Genomic DNA, 22,888 nt, shown 5'->3' with positions numbered 1-22,888 from the left:
CCACCCTATGCGGTGGACGTCGGCCCTCGATCGCGCAGCAGCGGCAGGAGTTGGTCGCCCTGGCGCTTGATCTCGGGCAGGTACGGCGTGTCGGAGAGCACGAAGTGTGTGATGCCGAGCCCCTGGTACCTGCGCAGCGACCTCGCCACGTCCTCGGCCGAGCCGACCAGCCAGGTGGTGCCCGCTCCGCCGCCGCCGAACCTGCCCGGAGCGGTGTAGAGGTTGTCGTCCAGCACCTCGCCGCGTGCGGCGAGGTCGCGCAGCCGCCGCTGGCCGACGGCCGCCTGCCAGTTGAGGTTCGGCGCGGCGTCGCCCGTACCGTTCGCCATCTGCGCGACCTTGGCCTCGGCGTCGGCCCAGGCCTGCTCGGTGGTGTCCCGCACCAGCGTGGTGACCCGCAGACCGAACTCCAGCGGGGGATGCTCGCGTCCCAACGTGTCGCTGAGCTGCTTGAGCCGCTCGATACGCTCGGCCACGCCGTCGAGCGGCTCGCCCCAGAAGAGCTGGACGTCGGCCTCGGTGGCGGCCACCTCCTCGGCGGCCGGCGAGGCGCCGCCGAAGTAGAGCCGGGGGTGCCGGCGCTCGCCACGGACGACCGGCCGCGGCACCGCGGTCGAGCCGGTGACGCTGAAGTGCTCGCCCTGATAGGTGACGTTCTCCTCCGTCCACAGCTTGCGGACGAGCTGCATGAACTCCCGGGTGCGCGCGTAGCGGTGCGCCTGGTCGCCCTCGCCGTCGCCGTACGCCGCCAGGTTGTCCCGGCCCGACACGATGTTGATCAGCACTCGCCCGCCGGTGAGGTGGTCCAGCGTGGCGGCGGCGGAGGCGAAGTTGGCCGGCCGCCAGTAGCCGGGCCGGATCGCGATCAGCGGCTGGAACGTCGTGGTACGGGCGGCCAGTGCGGTGGCGACCGTGAAGGTGTCCGGCCGTCCCCAGCCGGTGCCGATGAGCGCGCCGCCCCACCCGTGCTCCTCGAGCGTCCTGGCGTGGCTGGTGAGGGTGTCCAGGCTGTTGTGGTTCTCGACGACGTCGTCGCCGCGGTGACCGGGCTCGACCTGGTTCGGGATGTACCAGAGAAGCTCGATGCTCATCAGCGGGCCTTTCTGATCTGCGGAAAGGTGGTGGGAACACGAGGCCCGCCGGGGCGGAGCGGCCGCCCCGCCCCGGCTAAGCCTGGTCAGGCGAACAGCCGTGCCGCGTTGCTGACGGTGTACGCCGCGACGTCGCGGCCGAGCTGGACGCCGACCTCGTCCGCGGTGCGGGTGTGGATGCCCGACCACACCCGGGCGTCGATGTTCTCCTCGGTGGGACGTCGCCAGTCGCTGTAGGTGCGGGTGGCGGCGGGCTGGCTGGGGCTGGTGACGGTGTACGGTCCCCGGGCTCGCGCCCCGACGAGGGCGGTGAGCACCTGTTCGGCGGCGCCGGAGTAGGTGTTGTGGCCGCTGGGGTAGTCCGGGTGGGCGGGCGTCGGGTGCAGCGGCGTCCACTGCGGATCCCCGCCCGCGCCGGCCCGGATGGCGGTGACCGGTCGCCAGCGCAGGTACGCGTACTTGGCGTCGGAGGTGGCGATCTGCGTGTCGACGAGCGCGACGTGGAAGATGGCCACCAAGCCGGCCCGCGTGGCGATCGGCCGCGTCGACTGGGCCAGCGCGGCGCGCAGGATCCCGGTGTAGAGGGTCAGCGAGGAGCCGAGCCAGAACGTCGCCGTGTCCGTCTGCTGCGGTGTGCGTACGGCGCTGTCGGCCGCGCCGTACGCACGGACCTCGGCGAGGTCCGCGCGGTAGCGCTCCGAGTCCGGGGCGGGCGGCGGCCCGGGCCGGTACCGGTCCGCGCGGTCGAGCAGGAACGGCGTGGCGAACCGGGTTCCGGCCTGCTGGGCGGTGGTGAGGCTCGGTGGCGTGGGCTGCCAGATGCCGGGCCCCGGGTCGGGAGTGGGGAAGGCGGGGTTGACGGAGGCGGGATCGAGGCCGTCGGCGGCGCGCTGCGCGAGCAGCGATCGCGCTTCGGTCCGGCCGGCGGCCACACCGCGCTGCCTGGTGCGACGGTCGGGGATCCGCTCCAACGTGGTCCGCAGTGCGATGTCGAGCGTGGGCGCACCCTCGGGTATCAGGGTGGTCAGCGCGGTGTGCACGGCGGACGCCAGCGCGGCCTCCTGGTAGTGGCGGCCGGCCCCGGTGCGGGTGGCGCGGGCGGCGGCGAGCCAGCTGATCGCCCAGGCGCGGCTGTTCGTCACCTGCGGCCGGGTGCCGGTCGCGATGGTGGCCGCGGTGGCGTCGTACCACTCGAGAGCGGTGTCGACCGTGGACGTGGCGGCTGCGGCCGGTGGGGCGGCGCCGATGCCGGCGACCAGCACGGCGGCGGCGATACCGGCCACGCGCCGGCGCCAGCCGCGAACTGTTGGCAGGGTCATGCGGTCGCTCCTCTGCGGATGCGGGGGAAAGGGCTGAGGACGGGGACGAGCGGCGTCGACGCGAGACGTCACACCGCTGTGACCGGGTGGTGCGTGAGCGCGGCGGCGTGCTGGTCGGCCCACCGCCCGGCGATGTCGTGGCCGTCCGCCAGCCGCGACTCCGGCACGGCGAGCGGCGGTGCCGGGACCCGGGCGCCCAGTTCGACCAGCACGTCGCGCAGGGCCGACGCGGCCGCGTCCGCGTGCGCCGGCGCGGCGGCGACCGCCACCGGTACGGCCGTCACGTCGGCCAGTTGCCGGTGCGCGAACTGGTCCAGGAAGACCTTCAACAGCCCGGTGTAGCTTCCCTTGTACGCCGGTGTCGCGACGACCAGCAGCCGCGCCGCCCGCACCGCCTCGAACGGATCCGGGCCGGATGTCGCCCCGTACGCCGGCTCCGGCCCGAACGACACCCCGACGGTCTCGGCCAGCTCCACCACCTGGACGCCGCGGGGCGAGTCGCCCCGCCGGTCCAGGAGGGCCGTGGCCACGGCTTCGCCGAGTTCGCGGGTACGCGACCCGGCGCGCGGGTTCCCGACCAGGACGACGACGCCTGCGGCCGGCGGTGGTGCGCCCGTCACCGAGCTGCCCCGGCCGGGTACGGAGACGGCCCGCCGCGACGGCGGTGCGCCGGGTCGGCCAGCGACGGCGGCTGGTAGCCGGCGTCGGCGGGGTTCAGGGTGGTGCCGGGCGGGACGATGGCGTCGATGCGGTCGAGCACGTCCCGGGACAGCGTCACCTTGGCGGCGCCGAGCTGGGACTCCAGGTGCGCCAGGGTGCGCGGCCCGATGATCGCCGACGTGACGGCCGGGTGTTCCAGGACGAACGCGATCGCCAGGTGGATCAGCGACAGCCCGGCCTCGTCGGCGAGGGCGGCCAGCTCGTCGACGGCGGTCAGCTTGGCGGCGTTGGCCGGCAGGGTCGGGTCGAACCGGGCCGGGAACCGGCCGGCGCGGCGGGAGATCGGAGCGTCAAGCCCCGCGTGGTACCGACCGGACAACCAGCCGCCGGCCAGTGGGCTCCACGGGAGGACCGCCAGCCCGTACCGCTGGGCCACCGGCACCACCTCGCGCTCGACCCCGCGGGCCAGGATGGAGTACGGCGGCTGCTCGCTGACCACCCGCTCCCGCCCGCGCCGCTGCGCGATCCACTGTCCCTCCACGATCGCCGACGGCTCGAACGTGGAGGTGCCGAGGTAGCGGATCTTGCCCTGGCGCACCAGGTCGGTGAGCGCGCCCAGGGTCTCGTCGAAGTCGGTGTCGGGCTCCGGCCGGTGCGCCTGGTACAGGTCGATCCAGTCGGTGCGCAGCCGGCGCAGGCTGTTCTCGACCGCGCGGACGATCCACCGACGCGAGTTGCCCCGGTGCTGCGGGTTGTCACCGACCTGGCCGTGGAACTTGGTGGCCAGGAAGACGTCGTCGCGCCGCCCGCCGGCGAGGGCCTCGCCGACGATCTCCTCCGACTCGCCGTCGGAGTAGACGTCGGCGGTGTCGATCGCGTTGATGCCCTCGTCGAGCGCCCGGTGGATGATCCGGATGCCGTCCTCGTGGTCGGGGTTGCCCCGTTGCCCGAAGTTCATGGCGCCCAGCGTCAGGGAGCTGATGCGTACGCCGGTGCGCCCGAAGGGCCGGTAGTCGATCATTGTTCTCCGTTCCTGGGGATCAGCGGGAGGCGGCCGCGAGCTGCCGCGTGAACTGGTTGGCCGGGCGGGGCAGCCGGTAGTGGTCGCGCAGGGTGGCCCCGGTGTACTCGGTGCGGAACAGGCCCCGGCGCTGGAGGATCGGCACGACGTGGTCGACGAACGTCTCCAGCCCGGACGGCAGCACCGGCGGCATGATGTTGAAGCCGTCGGCCGCGCCGCCGCGGTACCACTCCTCGATGGCGTCGGCGACCTGCTCCGGCGTGCCGGCGAAGGTGCGGTGCCCGCGCCCGCCACCGAGCCGGCCGATGAGCTGGCGTACGGTCAGCCGTTCCCGGCGGGCCAGGGTGACGATCAGCGTGTACCGGCTCTTGGCGCCCTCGATCTCGTCCTCGCTGGGCAGGTCGGCGGGCAGCTCCTTGTCCAGGTCGAGGTCTTCCGGGGCGACCCGCAGCGTGGTGGCGAGCTGCTGCCGGGCGTACTCGGGCTTGATCAACCGGTCCAGCTCGTCCTCCAGCGCGCGGGCCTCCGCCTCGGTGGCGCCGATCGCCGGCACGATGCCCGGCAGGATCTTGATGGTGTCCGGGTCACGGCCGAGCTGCGCGGTGCGCCGCTTGAGGTCGCGGTAGAACGCCTGCCCCTCGGCGAGCGTCTGCTGGGCGGTGAAGACGGCCTCCGCGTACCGGGCGGCCAGCTCCTTGCCGTCCTCCGACGACCCGGCCTGCACGAGCAGCGGGTAGCCCTGCGGGGAGCGGGGGACGTTGAGCGGGCCGGCCACCCGGAAGTACCGCCCGGAGTGCTCCGGCGGGTAGAGCAGGTCGTCGTCGCCCCACCGCCCGGCGTCCTTGTCGCCGAGCGGTGCGGCGTCGTCCCAGCTGTCCCAGAGCTTCAGCGACACCTCGATGAACTCGGCCGCCCGCTCGTACCGGTCCCGGTGGGCCGGCAGGTGGTCCAGGTTGAAGTTCCGGGCCGCCTGCTCGCCGGCGGTGGTGACGATGTTCCAGCCGGCCCGGCCACCGCTGATGTGGTCCAGCGACGCGAACCGGCGGGCCAGGTTGAACGGCTCGTTGTACGTCGTCGAGGCGGTGGCGATCAGTCCGATGTGGTCGGTCGCACCGGCCAGGGCGGTGAGCAGCACGGTCGGTTCGAGCGTGCCGCCCGGCCGCCGGCCGATGCTGTTCCACAGCACCGGGCTGTCGGCGAGGAAGAGCGAGTCGAGCTTGCCGCGTTCGGCGATGCGGGCGAGACGTGTGAAGTGTTCGACGTCGGTCTGCGCGAACGGGTCGCTCTCCGGCAGCCGCCAGGCCGCCTCGTGGTGGCCGACGCCCATCAGGAACGCGTTGAGGTGCAGCATGGTCATCCTTCCGTCTGGTCGACGCCGAGCGCCCGCAGCAGGGATTCGCGGTACGCGAGGAACTGTGGCTGCCGGTGCGACCGTGGTGCCGGCAGGTCGATGGCGAGGTCGACCGCGATCCGCCCGCTGTCGAGCAGCAGCACCCGGTCGGCCAGCGTGACGGCCTCGTCGACGTCGTGCGTGACGAGCAGCACCGTGGGCCGGTGCCGGGCGTACAGCTCGCGCAGCAGGTCGTGCATGCGGAGCCGGGTCAGCGCGTCCAGCGCGCCGAAGGGCTCGTCGGCCAGCAGCAGTTCCGGCTCGGACACCAGCGCCCGGGCCAGCGCCACCCGCTGCTGCTCGCCACCGGACAGCTCGTTCGGCCAGGCGCGCTCCCGCCCCGCCAGGCCGACCTCGGCGAGGGCCGCGCGGCCGCGCTCGTCGGCGTCCGGCCCGCGCAGGCCGAGGACGACGTTGTCCAGGACGCGCTGCCAGGGCAGCAGCCGGGCGTCCTGGAAGACGACCGACGAGTTCCCGGGCACGTCGACCCGGCCCGAGCCGGTGACGTCGCCGTCCAGGCCGGCGAGCGCCCGCAGCAGGGTGCTCTTGCCCGAGCCGCTGCGGCCCAGCAGCGCGACGAACTCGCCCGCGCCGATCTCCAGGTCGAACCCGTCCAGGACGGCCCGATTACCGAAGCCGCGCACCAACCCCTGGACGCGTACGGTCCGGGTGGCGGTCAGTCCGCCAGCGTGCGTCGCCACGACAGCGCCCTCCTCTGCGCGAGCCGGACGGCGCCGTCGGACAGCAGCCCGAGCAGTCCGTACAGCACGAGTCCGACGATGATCACGTCGGTCTGGCCGTACTCGCGGGCCAGCTCCATCATGTAGCCGATGCCGCTGGTCGAGTTGATCTGCTCGACGACCACCAGGGACAGCCACGCGCCGACGACCGCGAACCGCATGCCGAGCAGGAAGCCGGGCAGCGCGCCGGGCAGCACGATCCGGCGGATGAAGGCGGCCCGCGGCAGCCGCAGCGACTCGCCCAGTTCGACGTACCGGCTGTCGATGCTCCGCAGCCCGTTGTGCGTATGTATGTAGACGGGAACGAACACGCCCAGCGTGATGGTGATGACCTTCATCTGCTCGCCGATGCCGAACCAGAGGATGAGCAGCGGCACCAGTGCGAGCGCCGGGATGGCCCGCTTGATCTGGATCGGGCCGTCGAGGACGGCCTCGCCCCAGCGGCTGAGGCCCGCGATCACCGCGAGCACGGTGCCGACGGCGGTGCCGATGGCGAGGCCCAGGCCGGCCCGCTGGGCCGAGATGGCCAGGTTGTCCTGGAGCCGGCCGTCGGCGATGAGGTCGCCCGCCGTCGTCACCACGGTCCAGGGCGCCGACAGGGTACGGGCGTCGATCCAGCCGGCCGCCGAACCGACCGCCCACCCGGCCAGGAGCAGGAACGGCCCGATCGCCGACCCGAACGGGATGGGACGGCCCGGCCTCAGGCGGCGCCTCGACGTACGGACGGGGACGGTCGCCGTCGGCCGGGTGAGAACGGAGGCGGTCATCGGGCACCCCCGGCGGCCAGCGCGTCCGCGGCGACGGATTCGTACCGCCGGTCGTACAGGTCCTCGGCTCTGAGCTTCCTGTTCCCGGTCGCCTTGGCCAGCAGGTCGATGGTCTCCTGGTGCCGGGCGATCGCCTCGGTCCAGCTCGCCGGGATGTCGGCCACGCCGGCGTTCTCGACCAGCCACCTGCCGTCCTCGGCGCTGAGACCCTGGTCCTTGACGTAGTAGCGCTCGATCCACTCCTCCGGGTTGGCCTCCCGCCACCGCCAGGCCCGTGCCCACGCCTGCACGTACTCGCGGATCGCGGCCGCCTTCGCCGGATCGGCCAGCACGGTGACCGGCACGTACAGGTGGCCGGGATCGTCCCGCAGGCCGTGCGCGATCGTGGTGGCGCCCTCCCGGCCGTACTTGGTCTCGTAGCGCTTGACCTGCACGCCACCGATCGGGGCGACCTCGACCTGGTGGCTGGCGAGCGCGGTCGCGTAGACGTCACCGGTGCTCGGCAGCTCCACCAGTTCGACGTCCTCCTTGGTCAGTCCGGCCTTGTGCAGGACCCGCAGCACCAACGCGCCCTGTGCCTGTCCCGGGCTGTACGCGACCTTCTTGCCGCGGATGTCGGCGAGCGTCGCGACCGCGACGCCGGGCGCGACGCCGAGCCGGTAGATGGCGTGGTTCAGCGGGTCCTGGCGGAACCTCGACGCGACGATCTTGGTGGGGATGTTCGTCCAGTGGGAGTGGATCGGCGGAATGTCGGCGACCGCCCCGATGTCGAGGGCGTCGGCGCGGAAGGCCTCCAGGGTCTGCGGACCGCCGCTGATGTTGGCCCACTCCACCTCGAACGTGAACTTCTCCGCCTCGCCGGAGAACTGGATCGCCTTCTGGTGCTCCTTGTCGCCCACGACGAGCGTGGTGCCCTTCGGTACGGACTCGGGCAGCGGCGCGCCGGCGGCCAGCGCCGCCCGAGGGGCGTCGTCTCCCGCGCACGCGGTCACGCCCAGCGCGACCGCGCCGAGGGTGGCGGACAGGAACGCCCGGCGGTCCAGGATGATTGGCGACTTCACCTACGACTCCTTCGTGACTGGGTTCAGGGCGGCGTACCGCCCCATGTGGTAGAGCAGGGGTGCGCCCTCGCCGTGGCTTCCGGCCAGCGGCTCGGCCAGCACGATCGCGTGGTCGCCGGCGAGCACCCGCTGGGTCACCCGGCACAGCAGCCAGGCGACCGGCTCGTGCAGCAGCGGCACCCCGTACGGGCCGTAGCGCCATCCGGAGTGCGCGGCGAAGCGGTCGATGCCGCTGGTCGCGAACGTCCGCGCGACGTCCCCCTGCTCCTCGCCGAGCAGGTGCACCGCGACGTGCCCCGCGCCGGCGACGGTCGGCCAGCTCGACGACGACCGGGCCAGGCAGAACGACACCAGTGGCGGGTGCAGGGACACCGACGTGAACGAGGTCGCGGTGAAGCCCGCCGGCGGGTCGCCCGCGGCGGTGACCACCGCGACCGACGCGGCGTGCCGGCGCAGCAGGGCGCGGAACGTGTCCGGGTCGACCGGTGCGGACGGTTCGGCGGTGACGGTCATGACGTTCCTCCTGTCGAGAACGGCGGGCACGCGCCGGCCCGGGCAGGTGCGGGTGTGACGCGGCATCGAAGCCGTTGATCGGATCGCGGGGACGCGGCCGGTCGTCGTCGAGCCGGCGGCGTGGCGGTGGGGGAGAAGTCAGGAATGCGCGTTCAGCGGCAGCGGCCGCGCGCGGTGGTCCAGCCACGGCAGCATCCCCGGGACACCGCGACCGCGGTGCCGTCGAGCGGGTTCGCCTGGCTGATCATGGCAACCACGTTAACCCACAATTCCTACATGTCAAGTAGGAATCCTGTACGCTGGGACGCCGCTGCGCCTTCGGAGAGGGTCGATGCGTTACGCGCCGAGACGGCGAGCGGGCGGTGCGTCCGGCCCGGGTCTCAGCGGGCGCCGACGATGCGCAGCGCCATCTCGGCGTACTGGTCGGCGATGTGCTCGGGGCTCCAGCCGCCCTCGTCGCGGTACCACCGGCCGAGGTCGACGCCGAGCGACATCAGCGCGGCGCCCGCCATTCGTGGGTCCGGGGTGTCGAAGACCCCGGCGCCGACGCCCCTCTCGATGAGCTGGCGGATCGCCTGCTCGATGCGGTGGCGGACGGCCTGGATCTCGGCGAGGTGCTCGGGGCTGAGCGCGGTCAGCTCGTAGTTGACGACGCGGGTACTGGTGTGGTCGCGGGCGTGGACGACCACGAAGTCGTGCACCACCCGCCGGAGCGCCGTGGCGGGATCGTCGGACGACGCGGCGGCGTCCTGCACCAACCGGAGCACGTGGTCGTGCCCTGATCGCGAGATCAGGTAGAGGAGCTCCTCCTTCGACCTGTGGTGCACGTAGAGCGCGGCCGGGCTCAGCCCCGCCGCGGCGGCGATGTCGCGCGTGGTCGTGCCGTGGAAGCCCTTCTCGGCGAACGCGGTGACGGCCGCCTCCAGCAGCCGCGCGCGGGTCGCGTCGGCGCGGGAGAGCTCGGCGGTGTCGGTCAACGCGTCCATCCTTCCGTCCGGAACCTCGCCGGGCATTGATACCACGGGCGCCGGGGTCCGACCTGTTGACGGCGGCCGGGCGGCTGCCGCACACTCCATCGAATGTATCCTAAGCAAGCGCTTAGTAACCATGGAGCCGTGTCGTGACCGCACCTCGAAACGGAGTAGCACCGACGCCCGGGAGGTTCGCCGGACGGACGGCGATCGTCACCGGTGCGAGCCGGGGCATCGGGCTGGCCATCGCCGAGCGGCTGGTCGCCGACGGCGCCAACGTCGTCATCACCGCCCGCAGGCGGGAGGCGCTCGACGAGGCGGTCGCCCGGCTGGGCCCCGAGCACGCACTCGGCGTCGCCGGCCACGCCGACGACGCCGACCACCAGGCCGAGGTCGTCGCCCGCGCCGTCGACACGTTCGGCAGCGCCGACCTCCTGGTCAACAACACCGGCATCAACCCGACGTACGGCCCGATGGTCGAGCTGGACCTGGCGGCGGCCCGCAAGGTCGTCGAGGTGAACTGCCTGGCCGCCCTGTCCTGGGTGCAGCAGGCCCATCGGGCCTGGATGAAGGAGCACGGCGGCGCCGTCGTCAACGTCTCCTCGGTGGCCGGTGTCCGGCCCGCGCCCGGCATCGGGTTCTACGGCGCCACCAAGGCGATGCTCACCCACCTCACCCAGCAGCTCGCCGTGGAACTCGCCCCGGACGTCCGGGTGAACGCCGTCGCCCCGGCCGTCGTGAAGACGAGGTTCGCCACCGCCCTCTACGAGGGCCGGGAGGAGCAGGTGGCTGCCGCGTACCCGCTGAAGCGGCTCGGTGTCGCCGAGGACGTCGGCGGTGCCGTCGCGTTCCTGCTCTCGGACGACGCCGCCTGGATCACCGGCCAGCTGCTGGTCGTCGACGGCGGCCTCACCCTCACCGGAGGTGTCTGATGCCGGTACGGGACCGGGGCGTCGTCGTCACCGGCGCCGGCCACGGCATCGGGCGCGCCCTGGCCGTCCGACTCGCGGCCGAGGGGGCGCGTGTCGTGGTGAACGACCTCGACGCCGACGCGGCCGTCCAGGTGGCCGAGGAGGTCGGGGGGCACGCCGCTCCCGGCGACGCCGCCGGCGAGCGGGGCGTCGCCGCGCTGGTCGAGACGGCACGGGAGCACCTGGGCAGCATCGACATGTGGTTCGGGAACGCCGGGATCGAGCGTGGCCGGGGGCTCGGGGCCAGCGAGGAGGAGTGGGCCGCCAGCCACGAGGTGAACGTGATGGCGCACGTGCGGGCCGTCCGGCTGCTGATGCCCGCCTGGGTCGCGCGTGGTTCGGGCCGGTTCGTCGTGACCGCGTCCGCGGCCGGGCTGCTCACGTCGCTCGGGAATCCGGCGTACGCGGTCAGCAAGCACGCCTGCGTCGCCTTCGCCGAGTGGCTGTCGGCCACCTACCGGCACCGCGGAGTGGTGGTGCAGGCGATCTGCCCGCAGGGCGTCCGCACCCGGATGTTCGAGCGCGCGGGGCCGCTGCAGGGGTTGCTCGCCCACGACGGGGCCCTCGCCCCCGAGGACGTCGCCGAGGCCACGTGGCAGGCCCTGCACGACGACCGGTTCCTGGTCCTGCCGCATCCCCGGGCGGCCGAGTACTACGTCCACCGCGCCACCGACACCGACCGGTGGCTGACCGGCATGAACAGGCTTCAGCGAGGACTCGAGGAGCAGGGGGCGCTCGGATGAGGGCATGGCAGGTGGCCGAGCTCGGCGAGCCGCAGGACGTGCTGCGGCTCGTCGACGTGGCGGACCCGGAGCCGGGGCCGGGCCAACTCGTGGTGAAGGTGCTGGCGTGCCCGGCCAACTTCCCCGACGTGCTGATGTGCCGCGGCGAGTACCAGGTCAAGCCGCAGCTCCCGTTCACACCGGGCGTCGAACTGTGCGGCGAGGTCGTCGCCCTCGGCGCGGGGGTCGACGGGTTCGCGCCGGGCGACCGGGTGCTCGGCGGCGCGGTGCTGCCGTCCGGTGGGTTCGGGGAGCTCGCGCTCCTGGACGCGGCGACCACGTTCCCCGCGCCGGCGGCGCTCGACGACGCCGAGGCGGCCTCGCTCTACATCGGGTACCAGACCGGCTGGTTCGGCCTGCACCGCCGGGCCGGCCTGCGCGCGGGCGAGACGCTGCTGGTCCACGCGGCGGCCGGCGGCGTCGGCAGCGCCGCCGTCCAGCTCGGCAAGGCGGCCGGCGCCCGGGTGATCGGCGTCGTGGGCGGTCCGGAGAAGGCGGCCGTCGCCCGCGCGCTGGGCGCCGACGTGGTCGTGGACCGCCGCGACGAGGACTTCGTCGAGGTGGTCAGGGCCGAGACCGGCGGCCGGGGCGCCGACGTCGTGTACGACCCGGTCGGCGGCGACACCTACGAGCGTTCGACCAAGTGCGTCGCCTTCGAGGGGCGCATCCTCGTGGTCGGCTTCGCCGGCGGCCGGATCCAGTCCGCCGCGCTCAACCACGCCCTGGTGAAGAACTACTCCATCGTCGGCCTGCACTGGGGCCTCTACCACCGCTACGACCCGGCGGCGGTCGGCGAATGCCATCGGGCCCTCACCGCGCTGGCCGACCAGGGCGCGGTACGGCCGCTGGTCAGCGAGCGCCTCCCGCTCGCCGACGCGGCCGAGGGGATCCAGCGGCTCGCCGACGGCGTCACCGTCGGCCGGGTGGTGTACGTCTCGTGACCGTCTTTCCTGCCCCTTCCCCTTCCCCCCACCCAGTGAGGAGTTGACCCCATGACCATCACCCGTACCGCGGTCGTCACCGGAGCGGCCCGCGGCATCGGTGCCGGCGTCGCGAAGCGGCTCGCACGGGACGGGTTCGCCGTCGCCGTGGTGGACCTGAACGAAACGGCGTGCAAGCCGGTCGTCGAGGAGATCGAGGCCGGCGGTGGCCGCGCCCTGGCCGTCGGCGCCGACGTCGCCGACGAGCAGGCCGTGGCGGCGGCCGTGGACCGGATCGCCGGGGAGGTGGGGGAGCCCACCGTGCTGGTCAACAACGCCGGCATCACCCGGGACAACCTGCTGTTCAAGATGACCGCCGACGACTGGGACGCGGTCATGAACGTGCACCTGCGCGGCTCGTTCCTCGTGACCCGCGCCGTACAGGGCTACATGACCAAGGCCGGCTGGGGGCGGATCGTCAACCTGTCCAGCACGTCCGCGCTGGGCAACCGCGGGCAGGCCAACTACGCGGCCGCCAAGGCCGGGCTGCAGGGCTTCACCAAGACCCTCGCCCTGGAACTCGGGAAGTTCGGTGTCACCGCCAACGCGATCGCCCCCGGCTTCATCGAGACGGAGATGACCGCCGCCACCGCGGCGCGGCTCGGCGTGCCGTTCGACGACTTCAAGAAGGGTGCCGCGGCGCAGATCCCGGTCGCCCGCACCGGCACCCCGGAGGACATCGCGCACGCCGTGTCGTTCTTCGTCAGCGAGGGCGCGGGTTTCGTGTCCGGCCAGGTGCTGTACGTCGCCGGCGGGCCGAAGGCCTGAGCGGGGGAGGAGTGACGATGAAGGTCTTCCAGGGCATCGAGGAGCTCGCGCAGGCGGTCGGCACGCACCTCGGCCACTCCGACTGGCACACCGTCAGCCAGCAGCAGATCGACGCCTTCGCCGAGGCGACCGGTGACCGCCAGTGGATCCACGTCGACCCCGCGAAGGCGGCCCACGGCCCGTTCGGCGGCACGATCGCCCACGGCTACCTCACCCTGTCGCTGGTGCCGATGCTGGTCTGGCAGGTGTACAAGGTCGAGGGGGTGCGGATGGGTGTCAACTACGGCGCCAACAAGCTCCGCTTCCCCGCACCGGTCCCCGTCGACTCGAAGGTGCGTGCCGGGGTGGAGCTGCTGTCGCTGGTGCCCGGCGGCGGCGGTTACCAGCTGACGGCGAAGGTGACGGTCGAGCTGGCCGGCGCCGAGAAGCCGGCCTGCGTGGTCGAGACCGTCAGCATCCTGGTCCCGTGACCCGCACGGCACCGCAGGATCCACCGGGCCTGGACCTGACCCGGCTCGCGGACTGGTTCGCCTCCTCGGTTCCCGGGGCGGCCGGCGGTCTGACCGCACGGCTGATCGCCGGCGGGAAGTCCAACCTCACCTACGAGGTCGGTGACGGGCGGACGACCTGGGTGGTCCGGCGGCCGCCACTGGGTCACGTGCTGTCCACGGCGCACGACATGGCCCGCGAGTACCGGGTCATGTCGGCGCTGCGGGCCACCGACGTGCCGGTTCCGGCGACCTACGCGCTCTGCTCGGACACCGAGGTGCTGGGCGCGCCGTTCTACGTGATGGAGCGGGTCGCCGGTACGGCGTACCGGCACGCCGCCGACCTGGAACGGCTCGGCCCGGACCGCACCCGGGTCATCTCGACCCGGCTCGTCGACACCCTGGCCGCCCTGCACGCGGTCGAGCCGGCGGCCGTGGGGCTGGCCGACTTCGGCCGGCCGGAGGGTTTCCTGGCCCGGCAGGTGAGCCGCTGGCGGAGACAGCTCGACGCGTCGTACTGCCGCGACCTGCCGGCCGCCGACGAGCTGCACGCCCGCCTGGCGTCCGCCGTGCCGAGCGGCTCGGCGCCGGGCATCGTCCACGGCGACTACCGCCTCGACAACGTGCTCACCGACGATCGCGACCGGGTCGCCGCGGTCATTGACTGGGAGATGGCCACCCTCGGCGACCCGCTGACCGATCTGGCCCTGCTGGTGCTCTACCAGCGTCTCGGCCGGCTCGTCGGTGAGGCGGTGGCCGACGCCTCCTCCGCGCCCGGCTTCCTGACCGAGGACGAGATCCTCGAGCGGTACGCCGCGCGCAGCACCCAACCCCTCCCACCACTCGGCTTCCACCTCGGCCTGGCGGCCTTCAAGCTGGCCGCGATCTGCGAGGGCATCCACTACCGCCACCTGCGCGGGCAGACCGTCGGCCCCGGCTTCGAGCGCCTCGGCGAGGTCAGCGAGCTGCTGCTCGACGCGGGCCTGACCTACCTCAAGGAGCACTGATGGACTTCAACCCGGACCCCAGGACCGAGGGGCTGCGCGACAACCTCCTGGACTTCATGGACAGCCACATCCGCCCGGCGGAGCCGGTCTTCCACGAGCAGCTCGGGCAGCTCGGTGACCGCTGGGCCTGGGACTCGGTTCCCGTGCTCGCGGAACTCCGCGCCGCCGCGAGGAAGCGCGGGCTGTGGAACCTCTTCCTGCCGGGCGAGCACGGGGCCGGCCTGACCAACCTCCAGTACGCCCCGCTCGCGGAGATCACCGGACGCAGCTCGATCGCCCCCGCCGCCCTCAACTGCGCCGCACCGGACACCGGGAACATGGAGGTGCTGGCGATGTTCGGCACCGAGCAGCAGCGGAAGCAGTGGCTGGAGCCGCTGTTGAACGGTGAGATCCGGTCGTCGTTCGCGATGACCGAGCCGGACGTGGCGTCCTCGGATGCCACGAACATCTCCACCCGGATCGAGCGGGACGGCGACCAGTACGTGATCAACGGCCGGAAGTGGTGGATCACCGGCGCGATGAACCCCAACGCCCGGATCTTCATCGTCATGGGCAAGACCGACCCGGGCGGCGAGCGGCACCGGCAGCAGTCCATGGTGCTGGTCCCGCGGGACGCCCCGGGCCTGGAGATCAGGCGGGGCATGGAGGTGCTGGGGTACGACGACCACGACCACGGCGGGCATGCCGAGCTGGAGTTCCACGACGTCCGGGTGCCGGTGGAGAACATGATCGGCGCCGAGGGCGACGGGTTCGCGATCGCGCAGGCGCGGCTCGGTCCCGGCCGCATCCACCACTGCATGCGCTCCATCGGTCTCGCCGAGCAGGCCGTCGAGCTGATGTGCGCCCGCGCCGAGCAGCGGACCGCGTTCGGCCGGCCGCTGGCCGAGCAGGGGGTGATCCGGGAGTGGATCGCCGAGTCCCGGGTGCGGATCGAGCAGCTTCGCCTGCTCGTGCTCAAGACCGCCTGGCTGATGGACACCGTCGGCAACAAGGGAGCCCACACCGAGATCCAGGCGATCAAGATCGCCACGCCGGAGACGGTCCAGTGGATTCTCGACAAGGCCATCCAGGTGCACGGTGCCGCCGGCCTCTCCCAGGACTTCCCGCTGGCGGCCGCGTACGCCCGCATCCGCACGCTGCGTTTCGCCGACGGACCCGACGAGGTGCACAAGAACGCGCTGGCGCGCCACGAACTGCGCCGCCAGGCCGCCGCGCGGGGGAGCAGCCGCGCCTGACCGGTGGCGGTTGGCCGGGGACCGCGCCGGCCGGTCGAGGGGCGTCGCGCCCGCCGAGCGGCTCAGCCGGTCCGGGAGACGGGGGCGGGCTGGGCCGCGTCGGCGTCCGGTGACGCGGCCGGCCGGCCGTCGTCGGGCGGCTGCGGCGGCGAGATCCAGGTGACCAGCACGACCGAGATGATCATGAGGAGGAACCACGACGCGAGCTTGGCCGCCGAGACCGGGTGCCAACCGCCCACCTGGCTCGGGTAGAGCCACGCGTTCGACCAGGTGGCGATGTTCTCCGCGAGCCAGATGAAGAAGGCGACGAGGACGAAGGCCAGCAGGAGCGGCATGCGCCAGCGGAACCGGAAGATGCGGAACTGCATGACACACCGCCCGAACACGAGCGCGACGGCGGCGATGAGCAGCCACCGCACGTCCTGGGCGTAGTGGTTGGTGAAGAAGTTGGCATAGATGGCCGCAGCCACGACAGCTGTCACCCAGCGCCTCGGGTAGCACGCGAAACGCAGGTCGAACAGCCGGTTGACCCGGACCATGTAGGAGCCGACGGCGGCGTACATGAAGCCGCTGAACAGCGGCACCCCACCCAGCCGCAGCACGCCGTCGGGCTCGTAGGACCACGAGCCGACGTGGGTCTTGAACAGTTCCATGACCGTGCCGACGACGTGGAACAGCACCACCACCCGCAGCTCGCGCAGGGTTTCCAGGCGCCCGGCGACCATGGCGATCTGGATGGCGACCGCGGCGAGGGTGAGGACGTCGTTGCGGGCCAGTGCGGCGTCGTCCGGGTACCACAGGTGCGCGGCGAGGATGACCGCCAGCATCGCCCCACCGAACACGCACGCCCAGGCCTGCTTGAGGCCGAAGACCGCGAACTCGGTCAGCCAGCCGGCCGGCCCGTGCCGGGGCAGTCGCGCCAGGATCGCGCGGAAGCGGGCGTCGATCGCGCGTTCGGCCGTGGTCAGGGCGGCGGGTCCGGACGGGGTACGCATCGCCCCGACGCTATCGTCCGGGCAGGTCACGCGGCGCCGCCGGGGTGCGGTCGCGCCGACCGGTCACCCCGCGCTCCGGCCCGGTGGTTCAGAATCCGAGAACGGCCCGTCCTCCGACCACGGGGAGACGCAGTTCGCTGTCGTGCGGCGCCACGCGCAACCTCGTCCCGCCGAGCGGCAGCAGGGTGTACTCCTGATCGCTGGAGAAGACGACCACACCGATCCGGTGACCCGCCGGGAGACGTGGTCCTTCGGCTCCAGGGTCCACCGGTAGTCGTACAGCTTGCCCTGCCTCAGCGGCTGGGTGCGGGACGGGTCCTTGCGGTTCTGCGGGTCCATCCAGCCCCGGGTGACGACGGTCGGCGCGGCGGTGGTGCCGGCCGGGCCGTAGTCGACCAGGTACGCGGTGAGGTTCGCGTCCGGCTTGTTGTCGATCGCCATCCGCAGCCGCATCTCCGGGCGCCCCGAGATGCGGACGTCCCGGGTCAGCACGGGGGAGCGGTAGGCGAGCCGGTGGGGGCTCGCCGTGTCCGGGTCGGCCACCAGGGTGTCCGGGTGGATGGTCCGGCCCTCGTCGACGAAGCTCTGCTCGACCGTCGACCTCGGCGGCCGGCGCGTGCCGAGCGTGCCGGGGGCCGCCGCGTCGGTCGCGGCCAGCTTCAGCGCGACGTCCCGGGCGCCGGGGTCGGGCCAGTTCGCGTACGTGGTGTACGCCCGGTCCTCCCGCTGCAGCACCGCGGTCGGCTCGTCCATGATCCCGTTGGGTACGTCCCACAGCCAGTGGTCGAACCAGCGGTTCTCGGTCTGCTTGTAGATCCAGGTGCGGCCGTCGGGCAGGGTCACCGACGCGGTGCTGCCCGGGCCGCCGTGCCCGCCCTGGTGCAGCCAGATCTTGCGGGGCACGTCCCGCCGGGCGAGCTCGTCCCACCAGCCGGCGAAGTGCTCGGTCTTCACGTTCCAGTCGTTGAGGCCGTGCACGACGAAGACGCTCGCCCTGACGTTCCGGGCGTCGAGGTGGTCGCGATCCCGCCAGAACGGCGTGTAGTCGCCGGTGACCCGGTCCTGCTCCGCGGTCAGCTCGGCGATCTCGTCGGCGCAGGGGCCCTCGGCCCGCGCCCGGCCGGCGGTGAACCGGGCCAGGACGTCGGTGTCCTCGCCCTGGAACGTCCCGGGTGCGACCACGAGGCCGTTGGCCCGGTAGTGGTCGTACCAGCTGCTGATCGCGGCGACCGGCACGATGGTCCGGAGGCCCGGGACGCCGGTGGTCGCCACCTGGTTCGGCAGCGTCCCGTTGTAGGAGACGCCGGTCATCCCGACGGCACCGGTGGTCCAGCCGGCGGTGACCGGTACGCCGTTCGCGTCGTACCCCTTCGCCCGCCCGTTCAGCCAGTCGACGACCGCCCGCGTGCCGAGCGTCTCGGCCTGGTCGCCGCTGGTCGGGCAGCCGTCCGAGCCGGGTGTGGCCGCCGCCGGCCCGGCCGCCGCAGGGGCTCCGCCCAGGACCAGCGCGCCGGACACGCCGACCCCGAGCAGTGCCCGCTGAGGGCGTCGACGCACGCGCGTCTCCCTTCGGTCGGGCTGGTGGCCGGAGCCGGCCAGAGGCGGACGGACATCGATATATCTGCATGCTAGGCCCGGTCGGCGGATCCGTCGATCACCGCCGGTGGGACCGGCCGCGTGGGCGCTGCCACGCGGTCCAGTCGAACCGCGGCCCGCGGGACGTCGGGGATATTCCTGCGCCCTGGCGACCACGTTCAGTTTCCGGTTTCGGGGGTCAGTCGTTAGCCGGTGGGCAGTCGTCAGTCGCTCTGGAACGGTGAGGTGGTCCGATCGTGAGCCTCTTGCGCAGGAAATCGGTCGAGCAGTCGATCCGTGACACCGAGCAGCCGGAGCACCAGCTCCGCAGGGAGCTGTCGGCCCTGGACCTCACCGTCTTCGGCGTCGGCGTGATCATCGGTACGGGCATCTTCGTGCTCACCGGCGTGGCCGCCAACCGGACCGCCGGACCGGCGGTGGCGCTGTCGTTCGTCCTGGCCGGTGTCGCCTGTGCCCTGGCGGCGCTGTGCTACGCGGAGTTCGCGTCCACGGTCCCGGTCGCGGGCAGCGCCTACACCTACTCGTACGCGGCGCTCGGCGAGCTCGTCGCGTGGATCATCGGGTGGGACCTGATCCTGGAGTTCGTGCTGGCCGGAGCCGTGGTGGCGGTGGGCTGGTCGCAGTACCTCGCGGTGCTCCTGGAGACGCTCGGGGTGAACCTGCCCGCCGCCGTCACCGGCGGCGAGGGCGGCGTGTTCAACGTGCCCGCCACGCTCATCGTGCTGATCCTCACCGCGGTCCTGGTCGCCGGCATCAAGATCTCGTCCCGGGTGAACGCCGTGGTGGTCGCCGTCAAGGTGGCGGTGGTGCTCTTCGTGATCGCCGCCGGGCTGTTCTTCCTGAAGGGCGACAACTACGTACCGTTCGTCCCGCCGGCCCAGCCGGCGGCGGGTGGCTCCGGCGCCGAGGCCACCCTGCTGGAGGCCGTCTTCGGGCAGGCCCCGGCCAACTTCGGCGTCAGCGGCATCTTCGCGGCGGCGGCACTCGTGTTCTTCGCGTTCATCGGGTTCGACATCGTGGCCACCGCGGCGGAGGAGACCCGGGTGCCGCAGCGCGACCTGCCGCGCGGAATCCTCGGTTCGCTGGCGATCTGCACCGCGCTCTACGTCGCCGTCTCGCTGGTGGTGGTGGGCATGCAGAACTACGCCGAGCTGGACACGGCGGCACCGCTGGCCGCGGCGTTCCAGGCGGTCGGCCAGCCCTTCTTCGCCAACCTGATCACCGTCGGCGCCCTCGCCGGGCTGACCACCGTGGTCATGATCCTGATGCTGGGTCAGAGCCGGGTCGCGTTCGCCATGAGCCGTGACGGGTTGCTGCCGCGCTGGTTGAGCCGGGTGCATCCGCGATACGGCACACCGCACCGCATCACCGTCATCGTCGGCGTCCTGGTGGCCGTGCTCGCCGGGTTCGTCCCGCTGGAGGAACTCGCCGAACTGGTCAACATCGGCACCCTGTTCGCGTTCGTCCTCGTCGCCGCGGCGGTCATCCTGCTGCGCCGTACCCGGCCGGACCTGCCGCGCGGCTTCCGCGTGCCCGGGGGACCGGTGATACCGGTCCTCGCGATCGTCGCCTGCGTCGTGCTGATGCTGTTCCTCACCGTGGAGACCTGGCTGCGCTTCCTCGCCTGGATGGTGCTGGGGCTACTCGTCTACTTCCTGTACAGCCGCCGCAACAGCCAGCTCGCCCGGGGCGAGCGGGAGCGTCCGCCGATGCCCGGGGGGTCGGACCTCGACACGGGGTTCGGCTCCGCGTCACCCCCGCCGCGGTAGGCCGGCCGACGGCGGCCGTACGGTCGCCGCCACTGATTCCGCACGACCGCGCGTTCTCAGGCGTTCACCCATCGTGATGTGATGGTCACTCTCCCCGGATCGGAAGGGTGTGCCGCACATGGATGATCTGAAGGTCGTGTCGCAGGACGAGTGGCTGGCTGTCCGCACGGAGCTGCTCGATCGGGAGAAGCACCTCACCCGGCTGCGGGACGAGGTGACCGCGTTGCGCCGCCGGATGCCGGCGGTCGTCGTCGACAAGGACTACCGGTTCGCGGGACCGGACGGGCCGGTACAGCTCCGCGACCTGTTCGAGGGACGGCGGCAGCTCCTCGTCTACCACTTCATGTTCGACCCGAGCTGGAGCGAGGGGTGCACGAGCTGCTCGTTCCTGGTCGACAACCTGGGCCACCTCGCGCACCTGCACGCCGGTGACACGACGTTCGTCGCCGTCTCCCGCGCGCCACTGTCGTCCATCGCACCGTTCAAGGCCCGCATGGGCTGGACGTTCCCCTGGTACTCGTCCTACGGCACCGACTTCAACTACGACTTCCACGTCACCCTCGACGAGACGGTCGCGCCGGTGGAGTACAACTACAAGGACCGCGCGACCCTGGAGCGGGAGGGGCTGACGCACCACCTGCACGGCGAGGCGCACGGGCTGAGCGTCTTCGTCGTCGACGCGGACGACCGGGTCCTGCACACCTACTCGACGTACGGCCGGGGTCTCGACGCGGTGCTCACCACCTACAACTACCTGGACCTGACGCCGCTGGGCCGGCAGCGGTACGTCAACGAGTTCCCCCACCACGACCGATACGAGGTGGTCACCGCGGACGCCGGGCACTGCCACTGACGGCACGCCGTCCCCGGCCCGGCCACCCCTGCCCGGGCCGGGGTGGCCGGTCCGGCCGCGCGTCGCGGAGTGCGCACACCACGAGATGACGGTCGCGCCGCCCCGGTGTGACGATCCGGTGGTCGTTCGCGTACCGCGATCAGGAGGCCACCGCCATGAGTACCGGCTTGTCGATCGTGCTGTTCCCCGTCGCCCTGGGCATCGTCATGCTCGGTCTCGGGCTCACCCTCACCGTGGACGACTTCCGTCGCGTCGTCACCTATCCCCGGGCCGTACTCGTCTCCCTGTTCTGCCAGATGCTGGTCCTGCCGGTCATCTGCCTGGGCCTGGTGGTCGCCGCCGGCCTGCGTGCGGAACTGGCGGTCGGGATGATGCTGCTCGCCGCCTCGCCCGGCGGCAGCACGGCCAGCCTCTACAGCCACCTGTTCAAGGGCAACGTCGCGCTCAACGTCACCCTGACCGCCATCAACTCGGTGCTCGCGCTGTTCACCCTGCCCCTGATCGTCAACCTGTCGGTGGCCGCGTTCATCGGCTCGGACAGCTCGATCGGCCTGCAGTTCGACAAGGTCCTCCAAGTGTTCGCGCTGGTCCTCATCCCGATCTCGATCGGGATGGTCGTCCGTCGGCGTCGTCCCGACTTCGCCGCGCGCATGCAGCGCCCCGTGAAGATCCTCTCCATCGTGGTCCTCGTCGTCGTGCTCACCGGTGCCGTGATCGGCATCAAGGACGAACTCGCCGCCACCGTCGGCGCCGTCGGTCTCATCGCCCTGCTGTTCAACCTGGTCAGCCTGGCCATCGGGTACGCGGCACCGCGCCTGCTGGGCGTCGGGCACCGGGAGGCCGTCGCGTCGTCGTTCGAGATCGGCATCCACAACGCGACCCTGGCCATTACGATCGCGCTCAGCCCGGCCCTGCTCGACAACAACGACATCGCCATGCCGCCGGCCATCTACGGCACCCTGATGTTCTTCACCGCCGCCGTCTTCGGCTTCGTCGCCGCCCGCCGCGGCCACGTCGGCGCGGACACCACGCGCCGGCGACGGACCACGGCGGCGTGACGCGACCACCGGCCACTCTCGGCTCGGACGCCTCGCCGCCGGCCCGCCGGCACGGTGGGTGTCCAGCCCGGGGGAGGATGGACGTGTGGACATCGAGCCGGTGGACTGCGCGCCCGAGCGGGCGTTCCCGCGAGCGATCCTCCGGCAGCGCTGGGAGGATCTCACCTTCCTGCACTGGGCGGTCGCACCCGATCTGGTGGCGCCCCTGCTGCCGCCCGGCACCCGTCCGGACACGCTCGACGGGGTGACCTACGTCGGACTGATCGGCTTCCGGATGGTCGGGCTGGGCCTGGGCCGAGGGCCGGAAGTGCCGTACTTCGGCACCTTCTGGGAGACCAACGTGCGGCTGTACTCGGTCGACGGCACCGGCCGGCGTGCGGTGGTGTTCCGCTCGCTCGACGCGTCCCGGTTGGTTCCGGTGCTGGTCGCCCGGGCGACACTGCGGCTGCCGTACCTGTGGTCGGCGATGCGGCTGGACCGCGACGGTGACCGTTTCACGTACCGGCTCCGGCGCCGCTGGCCCGGCCCGGCCGGTACGACGAGCCGGATGGAGGTCCGGGTGGGTGAGCCGATCGCCGACCCGACCCCGCTGGAGCACTTCGTCACCGCCCGGTGGGGGCTGCACACCCGCGCGTGGGGGCGCACCCTGCACCTGCCGAACTGGCATCCCCGCTGGCCGCTGCACCGGGCCGAGCTGCTGCACCTGGACGACGAACTGGTCACCGCCGCCGGGCTTCCGCCGCCGACGGGGCATCCGGCCAGCGTGCTCTACTCGCCGGGTGTCCCGGTCGTTTTCGGCCCACCGGTCGGTCTGCGGCGACGGAGCTGACCGCTACGGCCTCGCCTGGCCGCC

General features: G+C 72.5%; 22 protein-coding genes and 1 pseudogene. 11 read left to right on the top strand and 12 right to left on the bottom strand.

Going from position 1 to position 22,888, the window contains the following annotated elements:
- Window positions 1–5: 5 nt before the first annotated feature.
- The 10 genes from HCJ94_RS24850 to HCJ94_RS24805 form a co-directional block, all read right to left on the bottom strand.
- Window positions 6–1,091 carry an LLM class flavin-dependent oxidoreductase gene (locus tag HCJ94_RS24850; protein WP_168003466.1) on the bottom strand — a complete coding sequence of 362 codons (1,086 nt, stop codon included), beginning with the start codon at window positions 1,089–1,091 and terminating at the stop codon, window positions 6–8.
- Window positions 1,092–1,177: 86 nt separating this feature from the next.
- Window positions 1,178–2,410, bottom strand: coding sequence for a vanadium-dependent haloperoxidase (locus HCJ94_RS24845; protein ID WP_168003465.1), 1,233 nt, complete (start codon window positions 2,408–2,410; stop codon window positions 1,178–1,180).
- Window positions 2,411–2,478: 68 nt separating this feature from the next.
- Window positions 2,479–3,030 carry an NAD(P)H-dependent oxidoreductase gene (locus tag HCJ94_RS24840; RefSeq protein WP_168003464.1) on the bottom strand — a complete coding sequence of 184 codons (552 nt, stop codon included), beginning with the start codon at window positions 3,028–3,030 and terminating at the stop codon, window positions 2,479–2,481.
- On the bottom strand, window positions 3,027–4,088 hold the full coding sequence (locus tag HCJ94_RS24835; RefSeq protein ID WP_309227418.1) for an aldo/keto reductase: 1,062 nt from the start codon (window positions 4,086–4,088) through the stop codon (window positions 3,027–3,029). The genes HCJ94_RS24840 and HCJ94_RS24835 overlap by 4 nt, the downstream gene beginning before the upstream one ends.
- Before the next feature lie 22 nt (window positions 4,089–4,110).
- Window positions 4,111–5,442, bottom strand: coding sequence for an LLM class flavin-dependent oxidoreductase (locus HCJ94_RS24830; RefSeq protein WP_240944484.1), 1,332 nt, complete (start codon window positions 5,440–5,442; stop codon window positions 4,111–4,113).
- Between the two features lie 2 nt (window positions 5,443–5,444).
- Entirely contained in the window at window positions 5,445–6,182 is a 738-nt protein-coding gene (locus tag HCJ94_RS24825; protein WP_168003461.1) for an ABC transporter ATP-binding protein, read from the bottom strand.
- Window positions 6,158–6,988: an ABC transporter permease gene (locus HCJ94_RS24820; protein ID WP_168003460.1), complete on the bottom strand. Its 831-nt coding sequence runs from the start codon at window positions 6,986–6,988 to the stop codon at window positions 6,158–6,160. The genes HCJ94_RS24825 and HCJ94_RS24820 overlap by 25 nt, the downstream gene beginning before the upstream one ends.
- The gene (locus HCJ94_RS24815) at window positions 6,985–8,049 is read right to left on the bottom strand and encodes an ABC transporter substrate-binding protein (protein ID WP_168003459.1); all 1,065 of its coding nucleotides are present in this window, start codon (window positions 8,047–8,049) and stop codon (window positions 6,985–6,987) included. The genes HCJ94_RS24820 and HCJ94_RS24815 overlap by 4 nt, the downstream gene beginning before the upstream one ends.
- Window positions 8,050–8,562, bottom strand: a complete 513-nt coding sequence (locus HCJ94_RS24810) for a flavin reductase family protein (RefSeq protein ID WP_168003458.1) — start codon at window positions 8,560–8,562, stop codon at window positions 8,050–8,052.
- 380 nt (window positions 8,563–8,942) lie between these two features.
- Window positions 8,943–9,548: a TetR-type transcription factor C-terminal domain-containing protein gene (locus HCJ94_RS24805; RefSeq protein ID WP_205801867.1), complete on the bottom strand. Its 606-nt coding sequence runs from the start codon at window positions 9,546–9,548 to the stop codon at window positions 8,943–8,945.
- A gap of 134 nt (window positions 9,549–9,682) precedes the next feature.
- Here HCJ94_RS24805 and HCJ94_RS24800 point away from each other — a divergent pair, with 134 nt between their 5' ends.
- From HCJ94_RS24800 to HCJ94_RS24770, 7 genes are read left to right on the top strand one after another with little or no spacing between them, the layout of a single operon-like run.
- Window positions 9,683–10,465, top strand: a complete 783-nt coding sequence (locus HCJ94_RS24800; RefSeq protein WP_168003456.1) for an SDR family oxidoreductase — start codon at window positions 9,683–9,685, stop codon at window positions 10,463–10,465.
- On the top strand, window positions 10,465–11,247 hold the full coding sequence (locus HCJ94_RS24795) for an SDR family NAD(P)-dependent oxidoreductase (RefSeq protein ID WP_168003455.1): 783 nt from the start codon (window positions 10,465–10,467) through the stop codon (window positions 11,245–11,247). The genes HCJ94_RS24800 and HCJ94_RS24795 overlap by 1 nt, the downstream gene beginning before the upstream one ends.
- A complete protein-coding gene (locus tag HCJ94_RS24790; protein WP_168003454.1) occupies window positions 11,244–12,227 on the top strand; it encodes an NADPH:quinone oxidoreductase family protein in 984 nt (327 codons plus the stop codon). The genes HCJ94_RS24795 and HCJ94_RS24790 overlap by 4 nt, the downstream gene beginning before the upstream one ends.
- A gap of 51 nt (window positions 12,228–12,278) precedes the next feature.
- Window positions 12,279–13,034: a 3-oxoacyl-ACP reductase FabG gene (gene fabG / locus HCJ94_RS24785; protein ID WP_168003453.1), complete on the top strand. Its 756-nt coding sequence runs from the start codon at window positions 12,279–12,281 to the stop codon at window positions 13,032–13,034.
- Window positions 13,035–13,051: 17 nt separating this feature from the next.
- Entirely contained in the window at window positions 13,052–13,504 is a 453-nt protein-coding gene (locus HCJ94_RS24780; RefSeq protein WP_168003452.1) for a MaoC family dehydratase, read from the top strand.
- A complete protein-coding gene (locus HCJ94_RS24775; protein ID WP_168003451.1) occupies window positions 13,501–14,529 on the top strand; it encodes a phosphotransferase family protein in 1,029 nt (342 codons plus the stop codon). Before HCJ94_RS24780 ends, HCJ94_RS24775 begins: the two co-directional genes overlap by 4 nt.
- Window positions 14,529–15,764, top strand: a complete 1,236-nt coding sequence (locus tag HCJ94_RS24770; protein WP_168003450.1) for an acyl-CoA dehydrogenase family protein — start codon at window positions 14,529–14,531, stop codon at window positions 15,762–15,764. The genes HCJ94_RS24775 and HCJ94_RS24770 overlap by 1 nt, the downstream gene beginning before the upstream one ends.
- A gap of 62 nt (window positions 15,765–15,826) precedes the next feature.
- Here the strand turns inward: HCJ94_RS24770 and HCJ94_RS24765 are convergent, their stop codons facing one another.
- Complete coding sequence (locus HCJ94_RS24765) at window positions 15,827–16,759, bottom strand: DUF817 domain-containing protein (protein ID WP_168003449.1); 933 nt, start codon at window positions 16,757–16,759, stop codon at window positions 15,827–15,829.
- Between the two features lie 88 nt (window positions 16,760–16,847).
- Window positions 16,848–18,277: pseudogene (locus tag HCJ94_RS24760) on the bottom strand (CocE/NonD family hydrolase).
- Between the two features lie 314 nt (window positions 18,278–18,591).
- Between HCJ94_RS24760 and HCJ94_RS24755 the strand changes: the two are divergent.
- The 4 genes from HCJ94_RS24755 to HCJ94_RS24740 all read left to right on the top strand — a co-directional run bounded on the left by HCJ94_RS24755 (window position 18,592) and on the right by HCJ94_RS24740 (window position 22,864).
- Window positions 18,592–20,124, top strand: a complete 1,533-nt coding sequence (locus HCJ94_RS24755) for an amino acid permease (RefSeq protein ID WP_168003448.1) — start codon at window positions 18,592–18,594, stop codon at window positions 20,122–20,124.
- 118 nt (window positions 20,125–20,242) lie between these two features.
- Window positions 20,243–20,977, top strand: a complete 735-nt coding sequence (locus tag HCJ94_RS24750; RefSeq protein ID WP_168003447.1) for a DUF899 domain-containing protein — start codon at window positions 20,243–20,245, stop codon at window positions 20,975–20,977.
- A gap of 155 nt (window positions 20,978–21,132) precedes the next feature.
- Complete coding sequence (locus HCJ94_RS24745) at window positions 21,133–22,035, top strand: bile acid:sodium symporter family protein (RefSeq protein ID WP_168003446.1); 903 nt, start codon at window positions 21,133–21,135, stop codon at window positions 22,033–22,035.
- Window positions 22,036–22,120: 85 nt separating this feature from the next.
- Window positions 22,121–22,864, top strand: coding sequence for a YqjF family protein (locus HCJ94_RS24740; protein ID WP_168003445.1), 744 nt, complete (start codon window positions 22,121–22,123; stop codon window positions 22,862–22,864).
- Window positions 22,865–22,888 lie beyond the last annotated feature (24 nt).

The organism is Micromonospora thermarum, from assembly GCF_012034245.1.
GTDB lineage: Bacteria > Actinomycetota > Actinomycetes > Mycobacteriales > Micromonosporaceae > Micromonospora > Micromonospora thermarum.
This window is presented reverse-complemented; position numbering and strand designations above follow the sequence as displayed.